The sequence below is a fragment of the Paenibacillus campinasensis genome (assembly GCF_002272015.1).
Lineage (GTDB): Bacteria > Bacillota > Bacilli > Paenibacillales > Paenibacillaceae > Paenibacillus_AQ > Paenibacillus_AQ campinasensis.
This window is the reverse complement of the sequence record NZ_NPBY01000044.1, coordinates 78553-94784: the sequence shown is the minus strand read 5'-3', so window position 1 is coordinate 94784 and position 16232 is coordinate 78553. Positions and strand designations below refer to the sequence as shown.

Genomic DNA, 16232 nt, shown 5'->3' with positions numbered 1-16232 from the left:
CAGGAAGGGAGGCTTCTTTCGTGGCATTTGGTGCAAGGATGTTCAAAACCGGCCTGGCGGTTACGCTGGCGCTATATTTGACGATGCTGTTTGAGTTCGAGTCGCCTGTTGTGGCGGCGATTGCGGCCATATTCGCCATGCAGCCATCCATTTATCGGTCATGGAGATATTTCCTTGATCAATTGCAGACAAGCACGCTGGGGGCCGTTCTCGCGATGCTGGGCGGATACTTTCTGTCCAATCAGCCGATTGCTGTCGGCCTGATCTGCATCGTCGTCATCATGATATGTATGAAGCTGAACATGGGAGAGACGATCGGCCTGACGCTGGTGACGGTCATCTCCGTAATGGAGGCTTCGGGTCAGTGGGATTTTGCGCTCAACCGCTTCATACTAACGATTATCGGTATCATATCTGCTTTTCTTATCAATATCCTTGTGTTCCCGCCCAAACCTAAAGAGCAATATTTCGAGCGGATTCACAGCGTTTTTGAGAAAATGTCGCTGCTTCTGCGCACAGCCATTTCGCATGAGATGAAAGATTCCGTCTATCGTGCCGAAAAGAAGGCGCTTGAAGCCGCGATTAAATCGCTGTCTGACAAATATAATTTGTTCGAGGAAGAGCAGAAGAAGCTGAAACGGGCCAAATATAGCCAGGCCAGACAGCTGGTTGTCTACAAGCAGCTGCTGCAGTCGCTGCGCAAAGGGTACGAGGTGCTCGATGCCGTGGAGAATCACTACTTCCAGGCAGAACGCACCGAAGAGGTGGATGCCGAGTTTGATCAGAACCTGGAGCGGCTGATGAAATACCATGAACATATTTTGTGGAAATTCGAAGGAAAGCTGAAGCCCAATGAGCATGAAGCGGATAGTATGTCCGCGTGCAACGAGGAGTTTATGGAGCGGGTCATGAAAGTCCATGGCTCGGAATCCGGAGGACTGCGCCTGTCCGTCGTCGCAGCGGCTATGTATGATTACGGATATCAACTCGATCGTCTGAACCGGGTTGCGGAACAAATCAACCGTCTGGGCGAGAAGGATGGAGATGATGCGTATCTGTCCTGGCTAGGAAGGTAGGGTGCGCTCAAGATCATATAAGAACAGCAGCTGGTCCAAGTATTCGGGCCGGCTGCTGATTTGCTAGTTACGATGTATAAATAAAAAAATCCGGTTATATACCGGGGGGCTGGATACTCTATTGATAAATATAATATAGGCTGATACAATGGAAACTGGTTTCTCAACAAAAGAAATATAATAGACAGAATACATCAATTTTATTATAACAGAGATGTTCAGAGCTGTCAACCAGTAAAATGGGGGGATGGAAAAATGGCGATCAGTGAGCAAGATTGGAAAGACGAACAGCAGCGGGTTACCGAAGTCACAGGTAAAATCAAACATAAAATCGCGCAGCTGGAGGCCGATGTGGGCCAAATACGCGGCGATGTTATCGATATGCGGAAGGATTTCTGGGATGAGGTTACGGTGAACTTCAGCAACCCGGATGATCTGGGGGAAACCTCCACGAACCTCAGGCAGCAGTCGCAGGTGTTATCTGACCGGGAACGGGCGCATTTGCAATCCAGCAAGCTGCTCAAAAAATATAGAAAATTGGTGGAGTCCCCCTATTTCGGGAGAATTGATTTCAAAGAACATGGATCGTCTGAGACAGAGTCCATTTATTTGGGGACCGGTTCATTCTTGGATGAGGATATGGAGAGCTTCCTTGTGTATGACTGGCGTGCGCCCATATCCAGCCTGTACTATGACGGGGCTCCCGGTCCTGCCAAGTACGAAACTCCTTCAGGTGAAGTCAGCGGGGAGATGGAGCTTAAGCGCCAGTTCATCATTCATGACGGCAAGATCCAGGTGATGTTCGACACCGGGGTCACCATTGGAGACGAACTGCTGCAGCAGGTGCTCAGCCATAGTGCGGATGATCGGATGAAGAGCATTGTGGCCACGATTCAGAAGGAACAGAACGCGGTGATCCGCAATGACAAGACCCGTATGCTGATCGTACAGGGGGCGGCAGGCAGCGGCAAGACTTCCGCCGCGCTGCAGCGCGTGGCCTACCTGCTCTACAAATACCGCGGCTCGTTGCGGGCCGACCAGATGCTGCTGTTTTCCCCGAATCCGCTGTTTAACAGCTATGTATCTTCCGTTCTGCCGGAGCTTGGGGAAGACAACATGCAGCAGACGACATTTCAGGCCTATCTGGAGCACCGTCTCGGCAAGGAGTTTGAACTGGAGGATGTGTTCACACAGACCGAATCACTGCTGAACAGCGAGGATACTCCGGAATACCGGGCGCGCATCGAGAGCATTACTTACAAATCTTCGGTCGCCTTCCTGGATACGATCAGACGCTACAAAGAGATGCTGGAGAAGGAAGGCATGATGTTCAAGCCGATTGTGTTCCAGGGCAAGGTGGTGGTCAGCGCTGATGAGATGGCGGCCCATTTCTACAGCTATGATCGTGCTGTGAAGCTGGCCGGTCGCATTGACTTGATGCGTGAATGGCTGCTGAAGCGGCTTGCGGATTTCGCCCAGGCAGAGAAAAAGGAGCCGTGGGTTGAAGAACAGATGCAGCTGCTGGATATCGAGGACTATCAACGGGCGTTCCAAACGATGCGCCGGAAACAGAACAAAAAAGACACGACCTTTAACGATCATGATGTCGAGAAAGACGTGCTTGCACGGATGGTCGTCAGCGATCGGCTGAAACCGGTTCGCCGCTGGATCAAGCGGCTGCGGTATGTCAATGTTACCGGCATGTACCGGAGACTGTTCACCGATCAGGCGCTGTTTCGGCAGGCAGCCATAGATGCGGACAGCATCCCAGCGCATTGGGAGGAGATTTGCAGCCTGACCTTGCAGGCTTTGCGGGATAAAAGATTGCTGTATGAGGACGCAACGCCGTTTCTGTATTTGAAGGAGCTGCTTCAAGGCTTCAGAACCAACACCGCCATCCGTCATGTCATTGTGGATGAGGTGCAGGATTACTCCGCATTTCAGCTTGAGTTTCTGAAGCGGTTGTTCCCAAGGGCTAAAATGACGGTTCTTGGCGATCTGAATCAGGCGATCTACGCCCATGGCGAGGTGCTTGGAAGCCTGGAGAACCTCGTGGGCCTGTATGGGGCAGAGGATACGGAGGTCATATCGCTTACGCGGAGCTACCGCTCAACCTATGAAATTGTAGAGTTTACTCGTCAAATGATACCGGGCGGAGAGCGGATCGTTCCATTTAACCGGCCAGGCGAGGCGCCCCGGGTCATCCAGCAGGCGGACGAGAAGTCGCTGGATGAGGCGGTGATTCGCGATCTCCGCGAGCTGCATGAGCAGGGCTACAATTATGTGGCTGTCATTTGCAAAACGGCCGAAGAAAGCCGGCAGGTCCATGAGCGTCTGTCGGCAACGCTTCAGACCCGTCTCGTCACCAAAACGACGCCTTCTTTCGAGAAAGGGACGCTTGTCGTTCCCGCTTATTTGGCCAAGGGTGTGGAGTTTGATGCTGTTATTATCTATAACGGCTCTGCCGATGTGTATCGCCGGGAAAGCGAGCGAAAGCTGTTTTACACCGCATGTACGCGGGCCATGCATGTGCTGCATGTGTATCATATCGGAGAGAAGAGCCGGTTTCTGCCGAATCCATAATATGAATTGCATAAAAAGGCTGCCAAGAGAGTCATCTCTGCAGCCTTTTTTGATGGGGAAATCGCCGCTGACGAAAAAATTTTGACCAATGGACAAAAAAATATAAATGTAAGCGATTCCGCACAAAAGCGATCTATTCACTTTCCTATTCAAACGTCCGAAAAAATACTAGGGGGTTTTATTTCAAATAAGAGAAGGTCGGTGCTTTGGAATGAAAATAAGAACAAAAATGGTCATTTCGTCTTCTTTATTAACGCTTGCAACGGCTGTTATTGTCTTCATCGCATTTGTATCATCCTATTCAACCGAACAGAATTTTAATGAGATTATCGATGTAGACGAGCAGATTATTTATAACCTGACTCAGATTGAGAAGAATCTGGAAGGAATTGCTAATAATGAACGCGGGTTTTTGTTGACCGGGGATTTTGCTTATACAGAAGATTTGAACGTCAAGCGAAGTGAGATTAACAGTCTTCTGACAAGCACAAGAGAGCTTATGAGCGAAGAGTCTGATTTGGAGATGCTGTCCGAAATCGAGTCCGGTTTCGAAGAATATGAGCAGGCTGTCATGACCGTATTGAATAAGCTTGGTTACGACACCGGCTTCTACAAAGCGGTTCCGTTCCGGGTTTACGAGGAATCGTATAAACAGGAGCAAAGCATTCGCTCTGCATTTGCAAGCCTGATCGCGAACTTTACGGAAGAGAAGAATCAGGAGCTTAATGAGCGGATTAATCAAACAATGAGCAGCAGCTCATGGAATCGAAGCGCGATGCTGTTATTCGGGGTGATTGCCGTTGGCTACTATATTGTTCAGGCTTACCTGCTGATTCGTTCCATTCGGCCGCTGAATACAATGAAGGACCAATTGTTGAAGATTGCTGAAGGCGGAGGCGACTTGGTAACGAGATTGAACATTACAACCAAGGACGAGATTAGAGATATTGCGGATGCGTATAATAAATTGGTAGAAGGGTTCAGAAATATTGTCATGCAGGTTCAGCAAACGGCAGAAAAAGTCGGCGAATCCGCGGCACAACTGAAATCGAGCACGGTCGAAATCCGGCAGGCTTCCCAGCAAACGGCCGGCATTATGGAAGAACTGGCGGCCGGTGTAGAGAACCAGCTTGCCGATACTGAGCAAACAACGACAACGGCGACGGATATGTCGGAAGGCATGAAGCATATCGCCGAAACGGCCAAGGATGTATCCAGCCTGGCTTCGAGGACCAATCAGCTGGCTTCCGACGGCGAGCAGGCTATCCTGCAAACCTTGAACCAGATGGACGACATTCGCAGCAGTGTGGATGAATCCGCGCAGTCGGTGCGCTCCCTCGGTGAGAAGGCAACAAACATCAGCTCCATCGGTCAGATCATCATTGAAATTGCCGAACAGACGTCTCTGCTTGCCATGAACGCCTCGATTGAGGCGGCGCGTGCCGGCGAGCACGGACGGGGCTTTGCGGTTGTTGCTTCCGAAGTACGCAAGCTGGCTGAGCAGGCTTCCAACTCCTCGATTGAAATCAAGCAATTCGTACAGGAGCTGCAGCAGGACATTTATGAGCTTGCGAATGTGATGGAGAACGGAACCCACAAAGTTACCGAGGGCATGAGCGTCGCCCAGGGAGCAGAGCGGGCGTTCAAAGATATCGAGCAATCCATCGTGCAGCTCAATGAACAAATTTACGGGGTGACGGCTGCAACGGATGAAATGAATTACGGCGTGGAAGAACTCGTTCAAGCTATCCGCAGAATTCAGGAAGTCACGGAAACGACAGCAGGCGGCACGCAAAGCGTCAGCGCAGCAACCGAAGAACAGCTTGCCTCCATGGAGGAAATCTCGATGTCGGTAGAAGAACTGAACGAAATGTCGGGCAGACTTCGCCAGCTGATGTCCGGTTTTAAAGTATAGTTCGGCTCATAACGTTAATATGGGAAAAAACGACCACCTTTACGCATGCATATTAAAGGCCATTTAACCTACAATATGGATGCAGAAAACATAAAGGTGGTCTTCTCATGGAAAAAAAGAAATGGGACTTGGTTGCCCTTGCTTCCATACCTCTCATTATGACCCTGGGCAATTCAATGCTTATACCTGTTTTGCCGCAAATCTCCAGGGCACTTGGGATCGGCTCCTTTCGAGTCAGCATGATCATCACCGTTTATGCTGTCGTTGCCATCCTGCTGATTCCGATCGCAGGTTACTTGTCCGATCGGTTTGGCCGCAAGAAGATCATCATTCCCAGTTTGATTATTACAGCGGCTGGCGGGGCGGTGTCAGCTGCTGCGGCATGGATGATGGAAGGCGGGACAGCCTATACGGTCATCCTTGCGGGCAGGTTTCTACAAGGGATTGGTGCGGCAGGCGCTTTCCCGATCGTGATCCCGCTTGTCGGCGACATGTTCGACAACGAGGAAAAAGTGGCCAAGAGCCTCGGCATTATTGAGACCTCCAACACCTTCGGGAAGGTGCTAAGCCCGATTCTCGGCGCGCTGCTTGGGAGTTTTATCTGGTTTCTTCCTTTTGTGGCTATTCCGATTATCAGTCTCATTTCGTTGGTGCTTGTGATCTTTCTGGTCAAGGTGCCTAAGAATGAGAAGAACGAGCAGTCGATTGGGGAATTTCTGAGAACGACAAAAAAAGTGCTCCGGGAGAAGGGAAGATGGGTTTACGCCATTTTTGCGATCGGGGGCATCGCGATGTTTGGCGTGTTTGGTCTGCTTTTTTATTTGTCAGAGACGCTTGAAAGCAAGCATCATCTTCACGGCGTCATTAAAGGTCTGGTGCTTGCGATCCCCCTCGCTTTTTTATGTCTTGCCTCGTATCTTGCAGGCAAATTTACGGGCAAAAACAAGGCGGCCATGAAGTGGACCGGATTTGCCGGAATGAGTTTGTTAACCGTTTCATTGATCGCTGTCGGCTTCACGAGCCAAATCATATATGTATTAGGCCTGATGAGTTTCGGAAGCATCGGGATCGGGATGGTGCTGCCCTGCATGGATACGCTGCTTACCGAAGGCATCGAGAAGGAGCAGCGTGGCACGATTACGTCGCTATACAGCAGCATGCGTTTCATCGGGGTGTCGCTCGGCCCGCCGGCCGTGTCCCTTCTGATGGGAGGCAACCGCTGGGCGTTGTTCGGCACGCTGGCGGGCGTATCTCTGCTGGGCGGCCTGTTGAGTCTGTTTGCGGTTAAGCCGGAGTCCAAGGGGGGCTCGGGTGAAGGCACGTATCGGATGGATTTTAAAAAGCCGGGCGGCATGGGCAAAAAGGAACTGACCCACAAGCGGCTCTCGGCTTTGCGTTGACTTCGACATAAGATAGGGATCACGCTGTCATGTTGCAGTGACGGGTGATCCCCTTGTTTTTATGCTATGACGAATTGTTATTTTCTGTACAGCTGCCACGTTTGCGCAGCATTGCCATAATCGCTCCAAATCTGCACATTGGTGCCGTTTGCTGTCCCGCCTCCGGCGACGTCAAGCGCCTTGCCGCTGTTCGGGTTGATGAGCTTGTAGCCGTTGTTGCTGCGGATGATTGCCCAGCGCTGGGCCGGATTTCCGCCAAAGTCATCCCAAATATGAACATTGGTGCCGTCGGCCGTGCCTGTTCCGGCAACATCCAGCGCCCGGCCGCTGTTCGGATTGATCAGGGTATACGCGCCATCGCCAAGGCTGGTCACGCGCCATTCTTGGGCGGAGGTGTTATTATCCTCCCATATCTGCACATTGGTGCCGTTGCCCCGCTCGCCTCCCGCGACATCCAGCGCTTTGCCGCTGTTTGGATTGATGAGTTTGTAGATGGAGCCGGTCCATGCTGCAGGCTCCGCCGGTGTCAGATCAAAAAAGTCGATTTCCGCATAGCCGTTCCCTTTGGTGAAGCGGACGGTATTCCAGCTTGCGTTCAGATGGGTGCGGATCGTGGACAATCCCCAGTTATCCCATCCTTTGTTCGTGACATGAAACGGCGATGTTCGGCCGTTGATGGTAATGTTCAAATTGGACCAGCCTCCGCCAGACGTTCCGTTTGCCGTGCGAGCGGACAAGATGTAATCACCAGCCGCTGCTGCGTATACCGAAAACTCGACAAAACTGTCCGCGGTATCGATATGTCCGGCCTTCATGCCTCCGGAGCTGCCCGGACCTGGGGAGGCATAGGCTGCACCTCCGAATGTGCCTTCCTCCGCTTCATAGCGAACGCGCTGAGACTCGCCCGATGGAACCGGTATCGGCGTATTGGGCGGGACCGGCACGCCTAAATTCGGCGTGTTGTCAGCATTCCAGGTGAATTTCTGAGCGCGAATTTCCCGATTCCAGCCCGCATTGTGATGCTTGGCGACATGATAGATCATCCAGTCCTCCTTGCCATCCGGCGATACGGTGAAGGATTGATGTCCTGGGCCATACATGCCATTTCCCGATGAGAAGATCGGCTGACTGCGTTTGGTCCAGGAAGACGCAGACAACAGATTGCTGTTCGTGCTGGCCGTGATCAGGCCCAGACAATAATCATTGGTCCAGCTGCCGCTGGCGGAATAGACAAGACTGATCACACCGTTTCGGACAATCACCTGAGGCCCTTCATTGACATGAGGGGAGTGATTCGTTTCCCAGCTGTAGGTTGGCCGGGCAATCTCAACCCGGTTGGAACTGATCGTCCACGGATTGCTCATGGCGGCGATGTACAGGTTCTGCCGCACATTCACGTCGCCTTCCCAGCCAGACCAGATGAAATAGAGCTGACCTCCGACCTGCAGCACGGTACCATCAATGGCCCACTTATTGGTCGGATCGGTAATCTGGCCCTTGTGTACCCAGTTCCCCTGCATCGGATCCGGCGACGTATTCTCCATAACGTACATCCGGTGGTTGACATTGTCACCGTCGTCTTTGGCGTAATAGATATACCAGGCTCCATTAATATAGTGGATTTCTGGCGCCCATACGTTGCAGCAGCCGGTCTCGATGGCTCGCGATGGGGCGGCGTCCAAGCCGCTCAAAGTGGCGCTTTTCCAAATGGTCACGTTGTTCCCCGTCGTCTTCGTAAAATAATAGTAGCCGTCCGTGTGACGGTAGACCCAAGGGTCGGCCCCATCCTGCATAATCACGTTGTAAAACTGGTTTTGATGTGTTGCCGCCTCGGCTGCTCCCGCCGGAAGCATCAGGCCAAGGATCAGCAGTGCGGCCAGCGCCCGGCTCACCAGCTTCCTCCAAGCGCGGTATCCCATCGTCATCCTCATTCAACCCCTTCCTTCATAATGATGCGCATAATGCATGTGCGCATTTACTTCCAGCAAACCATGTTTTTTCCTGTGACAACAGGCCGTTTTTTTGTAAGTACTGGACATTAGCCTATAAATGCCGCCGATGATCTAAAAATACGTCCATAATCTCCAAAGATGCGCGCTGTCCGACTCTCTGCGCCGCTCGCTATACTTGTAGCGGACGGAAGATACGAGGGTGGATACCTCGTGGTCCGGCCGATCATGCAGCGGGAGACTTGGAGGTTATAGAAATGAGAACATTTGCAAACCCGGTACATATTTCAGTCCGTTCCACAGCGGAGCAGCACAGCGCTTTGAACCCCGGTGTCAATCCGGACCCGTACGTGCTGAAATTCAACGGTGAATATTATGCGTATGCGACATCCGGCGGCGGTGTCAGCGTGCTTCACTCCAGCGATATGGTGGATTGGACCCATCTTGGATACGGCTATCAGCGGGAAGGGCAGTCCGATTACTGGGCGCCGGCGGTTTTTTACGATAACGGTTTGTTCTACTTATATGTGTCCTCCCGGAAGATCGGGGAGGAGGACGTGCATTATGAATATTTGCAGGTCGCGGTATCGGAACGCCCGCAAGGGCCGTTCCAGTTTCAGCGTCAATTGTTTGATACCTTTTCAATAGATGCGCATGTGGTGCGGGATGTGGATGGGGGACTTGTCCTGCTCTATTCGACGAATGCGACGCTTGGCATTGACGGCGAGCGACCGGGCACGGTCATTCTGGCCGACCGAATGCTGGACCCGCTCACCCCGGAAGGCAAGCCGAAGCTGATCGTCAAGCCGACGCTGGACGAAGAGATTTACGAGCGCAACCGTTTCGGCGATGGACGCAACTGGCATACGATCGAAGGCGCGTTCTATTTGCAGCGGCGCGGCATTCACTATTGCATGTACAGCGGCAATGCCTTTACCAAGCCGCACTACTACATTGGCTATAGCACCGCGCGTCATCAGGATGGCGTATCCATCGCTGATCTGACGTGGACGAAATTTCCGGACGAGCAGACATACCAGCCACTGCTGCGTCAGAGCGCGCAGGTGGAAGGGGTAGGGCATAACAGTGTGGTCAAAGCGCCGAACAATGTGGATGACTGGGTCGTTTACCATGGACGCGATCGTCTGGATGCGAAGGACGAGCAGGGGAAAGGTGCTGACTCCGGGGAGGAACGCCGTCAGATGCGAATTGATCCTTTGCTCTGGCTTGGCGACAATATGTGGGTTCCCGGTCCGAGCAGCGAGGAATGCGATGCACCGGCGTTCCCGGGCTTTCGCGATCTGTTTGACGGCAGCAACGGGATCCAGCCGGGCAGCAGCTGGCACAATGTGAACGGCACATGGCATGTCCGAAACCGGCAGCTGGAGCAGCAGAGCACGGTCGGAACGGCCCGGCTGCTGCTGGAGCACAGCTACAAGGCAGCGCTGTTTGAGGTGAATCTTCGCTGGCAGCCCCATCATATGGGAGGACTATACGGCGTTACCGCCCGATATTTAAGCGAGCAGCATGTGGCGGAGGTGCTGCTGGACGTTGGCAAACGGACGATTGGCATATATGAGACAGTTGCCGGAGTGCAGCTGGACCCAATGACGGTGAAAGTGCCGGATCGGTTTCGGTTTGACGTGTATCACCAGCTCCTGCTGGCGGTCACGGGCGATCATATATCGATCAAGCTTGATGGAATGACAATGCTAGAGACTCATTTGCAGCCCCTTGAAGCGGCAGACAAACCACGGTTCGGCTTGACTACCCATTATACGGCTGCCGCGTTTGCCGGGGTGGCATTGACAGGACATTTGGCGCTGTCAGAACAAACGGCGAGCCGCTTCCTTCCGTTTGTTAATGTGCGGCAAGGGGCGTGGAGAATGGAGGGCGGAGCGCTCCAAGGGCGCTTGCGCGATAAGGAGGCAGCGGCGATCGAGCTGCTTCATCCGTTCGATGCGATGGATTGCAAGCTTCGCTTTGATGTGAAGGGCAGATGGGGCAATTCGCCGCTACAGCTCACAGCAATAGCATCCGCGGGGAAGCAGCTGCGCCTGGATCTGCCTGCGGCAGCAGGAGAGCACACAGGCACCGTTCACCTGCAGCGGCAGGGCGGACAGCTGCGCATCTGGTATGGGCGTGAGCTGATCGCAAGCGAGCCATGGACAGAGGATATCTGCGCGGTCCTGGTTGAAGCCAGGCTTGATATGCGATTGGAAGCGGTGGAATGGACGGCATTAGGCTTCTAAAAAAATGTCCATTTCATCGAAAGAGATGACATATCTTTGCCCATGTCCGGCGCTTAAGATGAGAAGCGAGGAAGAGAATCCGCTTCCATTATTAAATCGAACATCCTGAGGGGGTAATCCAAATGAGAAAAAAATGGTCATCCTTGCTTACGCTTGTGATCATGGTCGCGCTCGTGATGGCAGGCTGTGGCGGTCAGAGCGGTTCCGGGGGGCAAAGCTCCGGGGAAGGCGGCAAGAGCGGCAAAACGGAGCTGCTGTTCTGGTCTCCGTTCTCTGGCGCAGACGGCCCGTTCATGAAGCAGATTGTGGATCGGTACAACGCATCACAGGACCAGTACAGCGTCAAGTTTGTCATCCAGCCGAACGGGGAGTATTACAAGCAGCTTGACGTCGCGCTGAGTGCAGCCAAGGATCGTCCGGATTTGGTAATTATGCATCTTGATCAAATTCCGACCTATCAGAATAAAGGCCAGCTGCAGGCGATTGATGAAATCGCTGCGAATGCGGGCCTAAGCAAATCGGACTATGTGGAAGCGGCCATTGACTATGCCACGATTGAAGGCAAATGGTACGGCATTCCGCTGGATATCCATCCGCTGGTCATGTATTACAACGAGGATCTGTTCGAGAAGGCGGGCATTGCTTCGCCGCCGACCACGCGCGAGGAGTTTGAGAATGCAACTCAACAACTGACGGATCAAGGCGCGGGCGTATACGGTTATGTTGTGCCGACACTGTGGCCGCAGCAGTTCATTTTCCCGACCCTCGTGTGGCAGAACGGTGGAGAGCTGTGGAACGGCAGCGATGTGGCATACAACTCGCCGGAAGCGGTTGAGATGGTTGAGTGGCTGCGCAGCCTGATCGATATGGGCGTATCGCCGGCCAACGTGCAGCAGGATGGAGAGAACACATTGTTCCTGCAAGGCAAAAATGCGATTCAATTTAACGGGCCTTGGATGAAATCCCAGTTCGATGAAGCGGGTCTGAACTATGGTGTAGCGCCGGTTCCGCAAATCGGCAAAGCGAAGCAGGCTGTATATGGAGGGTCGCATAACTTTGCGGTTCCGCGTGATGTGACAGACGAGAATGTGCTGGCAGGCATTGGCGATTTCCTGAAATACGTCGCTTCCAATTCCCTGGATTGGGCGGAGTCAGGCCAGGCGCTGGCAGCCAAGCCGATGCTGGAAAGCGAAGAGTTTAAGGCGCTGCCGCAAAGCGCGATTGCCGAAAGCTTCTCCTATGTACAGTTTGCACCGGATGTGCTGAACTGGCCAACGATTTCCGAGCCGATCTGGGGCGAGCTGAACAATGCGCTTCTTGGCAAGAAACCTGCCCAGCAGGCGATGGACGATGCGGTTGCCAAATCGAGACAGGCGATCAAATAAGCTGGGTGTCATATGGGACAGGGACGGAGCCGCTCCGTCCTTCCCTTTTTCAGCGATGCCGAAAGTTCATGAAAAGTTGTAGGGGGTTATACGTGTGAAAACAACCTGGAAGTCCCGGTTAAGCTCCTCGCTGTTTGCTTTGCCATACACGCTGTGCTTTGCGGCATTTATGCTGTTTCCGATAGGCTATGGCATTTACATCAGCCTGCATGATTTCGAGCTGCTGTCGCAGGAGCATCCGTTTGTCGGACTAAGCAATTATATTGCGATCTTTACTTCGGGAACCTATGAGAATGCCTTGTTCTTCAACGGACTGTGGGTGACGATTCAATTCGTGCTGTTCTCGGTGCCGCTGCTGATCTTGGTCGGACTGGGCATTGCGCTGCTCGTCAACGCACTGCCGCGTAGAATCAGGGGGCTGTTCCGTACGTTTTATTTTATGCCTTATGCGATTTCGGCTTCGGTTATGGCGGTCATCTGGCTGATGATGTTTGATACCAATGCTGGTTTTCTGAACAGTATGCTGCAGCAGCTCGGCATTGCGTCCATTCCGTGGCTGACCGATACGCCGTGGGTATGGATTTCCCTGATTGCCACGACACTGTGGTGGACCATCGGCTTTAATATGATTATTTTTATTAATGCGCTTAATGAGGTGCCGGAGGATTATTATGAAGCTGCTTCGATTGACGGGGCCAATGCATGGAGCAAATTCAGGCATATTACATTGCCTTCGATCCGGCCTGTCATGCTGTTTGTGATGATCACTTCAACGATTGCCTCCTTCAATATTTATGCGCAGCCGTTCCTGCTGACTCGCGGAGGTCCTGGGGACACGACCCGGGTGCTGCTCATGAATGTGCTGGATCATGCCTTTATTCGCAAAGAGGTTGGCTCAGCGTCAGCGATGGCGATTATGATGGCGCTGATCATTATGGTCATCTCTGTGGTGCAATATCGACTGACCTATGGACGCAAGGAGGGGAACTAACATGAACAAACTGCGCCAAACCATGCTGGTTGCACTGGCTGTCCTATTGGCCGCTGTATTTCTGCTCCCTTTAATCTGGATGCTGTCAACCTCCTTGAAAAACGACTTTGAGGCGCTTGCCGGACAGATGAATTTCATTCCGAAAAAACCGACGCTGGATAACTACATTCAAGGCTTGAACGGAGATCTGATGAATGTGCCAATCATGCGCTGGATCATGAACTCCCTGTCGGTCGGCATGATCGGCACGGCCATTGTGCTGCTGATCGATTCGATGGCAGCGTATGCGCTTGCCCGCTTGAGCGATATGCCGTTTCGCAAAACGTTGTTCTCGATGTTCATCGCGTCCTTGATGATTCCCGGGGTGCTGACGTTCCTGCCGATGTACATGGAGTTCAACGGACTCGGATTGATCAATACGTACGCTGCGCTGGTGCTGCCGTATACCGCCGGTGCGTTCGGTGTGTTTTTGCTGTACCAGTTCTTCATCTCCTTCCCGAAGGAAATTGAAGAGGCAGCGCGCATTGACGGTGCTAACAAGTGGCAGATTTACGCGCGGATATTGCTGCCGGCGTCCGTATCGATTATGGTTACTCTTGGGATCTTTACGTTTATGGGCATTTATAACGATTTCGTATGGCCGCTTTATGCTACCACTTCGCCAGAGATGCGCACGATTACAGCCGGGATTGCGTTGATGTCGCAGGGCAGCTATACGCAGGCTTATGGCAAGCTGATGGCGATGACAACGATTGCGACCTTGCCGGTGCTCATTATTTTCATCGCTGGCCAGCGCTCTTTTGTGAAAGCTATTACGCAATCAGCGGTCAAATAGAACCAGCAGCGATGTACCCTCGGATAGGGGGAGCGGAGAAAGGGAGATGACTGCATGAACAAAAAAATCGCTTATCCATTGGCGGCTCTCGGGGCTGCCTTTGCCATGATCGTCCTGATCGTATGGCTCGTAGCAGGAAACAAGCAGGATGGGAGTGAAGGGAATATGACAGCCTATGCCGGTCATGGCGGTACATTCAAAAACACCATTGTAGACATGGATACACCGGACCCGAGTGTTGTCTATAAGGATGGTTACTATTATATGACGTTTACCCATAACGGGGCTGACATTATGGTTATGAAATCGCGCACGATCGATTTCCGTCAGGCCGAGCGCAAGGTGGTATGGTATCCGCCGATTGGCACGATGTACTCCGCGAACCTATGGGCTCCGGAGCTGCAATACATACAGGGGAAATGGTATATCTACTTTGCAGCTGATGACGGACAGAATGAGAATCACCGGATGTATGCGCTGGAGGCGCTCAGCGACGATCCGCTCGGGGAGTACGAATTCCGCGGCAAAATCGACGATGGCAGCGACAAATGGGCGATTGACGGGCTTGTGATGGAGCACGAGGATCAGCTTTACTTCGTATGGTCAGGCTGGGAAGGCGACATCAACATCAGCCAGAATACGTATATTGCCCCGATGAGCGATCCGCTGACGATCAGCGGCCCGCGCGTGCTGCTGAGCGAGCCGACGCTGGATTGGGAGCGGGCGGGCGGCCCGCCGTATATACAGGAGGGCCAGGCGATTCTGAAGCATCAAGGCCGCTTGTTTATCGCGTATTCCGGCGCAGGCAGCTGGACCCCGTTTTACAGCATTGGCTTGCTGACCTTGAAGGAGGGCGGAGATCCGCTCCAGCCGGACGACTGGACGAAGCTGGAACAGCCGCTTATGGTTATGGACGAGGAGGCTGAAGTGTACGGTCCGGGACATAACTCGTTCACCAGCTCACCGGACGGAAGCGAAACCTGGATTGTATACCACGCCACAAGCGGCGTTCACGATGGCTGGAGCAATCGGAAGGCCAGAGCGCAGAAAGTATCCTGGGATGAGCAGGGGATGCCGGTATTTGGCCAGCCGCTGTCGCTGGATACGGCCATTGAAGTGCCGTCCGGGGAGGGAGTCTATCGCGCGGAATATGCTGTGATGGAGGAAGGGAAGCTGCTATTTGACCTTATTCCATCAACCGTTCAGGGAGAAATGCCGGTTCTGCTGCACTACAGCGGAGGCGGAGATGAAGTGATCCTGGACGTCAATGGTGAGGAGAAGAGCAGGCTGGAGCTGCCTCTTGTTGAAGGCGGCGAAGCTGGCTATGCCTGGGCTAGCGTTCCGCTGGAAGCAGGCATGAACACACTGGGGATTCAAGCGCCTGAAGGCACGACTATAGAGGCGATGGAGCTGACGCGCTATGAAGCGGAGTATGGTCAAGCAGAAGGCGGGGCATGGGCAGAAAGCAACCCGTTTGCTTCGGGCGGAGGGATCGCATCCGGCGCAGGTGAGGGCACGGGCGCAGTGAAGTTTGCGAATGTCATCGTGCCACAAGCAGGCGAATATCAGCTGCGCATCGCTGCTTCGAACCGCTCGGCGTCGGAGGAGACGCTTGAGATCAAGCTAAGCGGCAAGCAGGCTGCACGCGCAGCAATACCCTCTAGCGACAGACAGTTTACGACGGTAACGGTCAATGTGAAGCTTCGCCAAGGGGCGAACGAAATCGTCATCGACAAATTGAACGAATCTCTCGCGATTGACTATATCGATATATTAAGATAGGAAGCATAATAGCAAGGGATATCGAATAGATCGAAGATGCGGGATAAGCATCCTGACGAGGGGG

At 53.0% G+C, this 16232-nt stretch carries 10 protein-coding genes and 1 pseudogene; 9 read left to right on the top strand and 2 right to left on the bottom strand.

Annotated features, from left to right (window positions below):
* The first annotated feature begins 20 nt into the window (after positions 1 to 20).
* The 4 genes from CHH67_RS14115 (at position 21) to bcbE (ending at position 6974) form a co-directional block, all read left to right on the top strand.
* Positions 21 to 1076 (top strand): FUSC family protein, encoded by a 1056-nt coding sequence (locus CHH67_RS14115; RefSeq protein WP_095265832.1) that lies wholly within the window; start codon positions 21 to 23, stop codon positions 1074 to 1076.
* 255 nt (positions 1077 to 1331) lie between these two features.
* Positions 1332 to 3659: an RNA polymerase recycling motor HelD gene (gene helD / locus CHH67_RS14110; protein WP_095265831.1), complete on the top strand. Its 2328-nt coding sequence runs from the start codon at positions 1332 to 1334 to the stop codon at positions 3657 to 3659.
* A gap of 211 nt (positions 3660 to 3870) precedes the next feature.
* On the top strand, positions 3871 to 5574 hold the full coding sequence (locus CHH67_RS14105) for a methyl-accepting chemotaxis protein (protein WP_095265830.1): 1704 nt from the start codon (positions 3871 to 3873) through the stop codon (positions 5572 to 5574).
* A gap of 107 nt (positions 5575 to 5681) precedes the next feature.
* Entirely contained in the window at positions 5682 to 6974 is a 1293-nt protein-coding gene (gene bcbE, locus CHH67_RS14100; protein WP_095265829.1) for a bacillibactin exporter BcbE, read from the top strand.
* Between the two features lie 77 nt (positions 6975 to 7051).
* Here the strand turns inward: bcbE and CHH67_RS26775 are convergent, their stop codons facing one another.
* A complete protein-coding gene (locus CHH67_RS26775; protein ID WP_280523041.1) occupies positions 7052 to 7468 on the bottom strand; it encodes an RICIN domain-containing protein in 417 nt (138 codons plus the stop codon).
* A gap of 24 nt (positions 7469 to 7492) precedes the next feature.
* Positions 7493 to 8827: pseudogene (locus tag CHH67_RS14095) on the bottom strand (family 43 glycosylhydrolase); the annotation flags it as partial.
* A 353-nt stretch (positions 8828 to 9180) separates the two neighbouring features.
* On the opposite strand from CHH67_RS14095, the gene CHH67_RS14090 reads away from it, so the two are divergent.
* The 5 genes from CHH67_RS14090 (at position 9181) to CHH67_RS14070 (ending at position 16168) form a co-directional block, all read left to right on the top strand.
* On the top strand, positions 9181 to 11175 hold the full coding sequence (locus tag CHH67_RS14090) for a glycoside hydrolase family 43 protein (RefSeq protein ID WP_095265828.1): 1995 nt from the start codon (positions 9181 to 9183) through the stop codon (positions 11173 to 11175).
* 122 nt (positions 11176 to 11297) lie between these two features.
* Positions 11298 to 12560, top strand: coding sequence for an ABC transporter substrate-binding protein (locus tag CHH67_RS14085; protein ID WP_095265827.1), 1263 nt, complete (start codon positions 11298 to 11300; stop codon positions 12558 to 12560).
* A 94-nt stretch (positions 12561 to 12654) separates the two neighbouring features.
* A complete protein-coding gene (locus CHH67_RS14080; RefSeq protein WP_244908198.1) occupies positions 12655 to 13551 on the top strand; it encodes a carbohydrate ABC transporter permease in 897 nt (298 codons plus the stop codon).
* Position 13552: 1 nt separating this feature from the next.
* Positions 13553 to 14386 (top strand): carbohydrate ABC transporter permease, encoded by an 834-nt coding sequence (locus CHH67_RS14075; protein WP_095265826.1) that lies wholly within the window; start codon positions 13553 to 13555, stop codon positions 14384 to 14386.
* 54 nt (positions 14387 to 14440) lie between these two features.
* Entirely contained in the window at positions 14441 to 16168 is a 1728-nt protein-coding gene (locus CHH67_RS14070; protein ID WP_095265825.1) for a family 43 glycosylhydrolase, read from the top strand.
* The last annotated feature ends 64 nt before the right edge of the window (positions 16169 to 16232 follow it).

Coding starts and splice junctions, on each gene's coding strand:
- CHH67_RS14075 (WP_095265826.1), top strand. CDS start 13,553: ATGAACAAACTGCGCCAAACCATGCTGGTTGCACTGGCTGTCCTATTG.
- bcbE (WP_095265829.1), top strand. CDS start 5,682: ATGGAAAAAAAGAAATGGGACTTGGTTGCCCTTGCTTCCATACCTCTC.
- CHH67_RS14105 (WP_095265830.1), top strand. CDS start 3,871: ATGAAAATAAGAACAAAAATGGTCATTTCGTCTTCTTTATTAACGCTT.
- CHH67_RS14090 (WP_095265828.1), top strand. CDS start 9,181: ATGAGAACATTTGCAAACCCGGTACATATTTCAGTCCGTTCCACAGCG.
- CHH67_RS14070 (WP_095265825.1), top strand. CDS start 14,441: ATGAACAAAAAAATCGCTTATCCATTGGCGGCTCTCGGGGCTGCCTTT.
- helD (WP_095265831.1), top strand. CDS start 1,332: ATGGCGATCAGTGAGCAAGATTGGAAAGACGAACAGCAGCGGGTTACC.
- CHH67_RS14085 (WP_095265827.1), top strand. CDS start 11,298: ATGAGAAAAAAATGGTCATCCTTGCTTACGCTTGTGATCATGGTCGCG.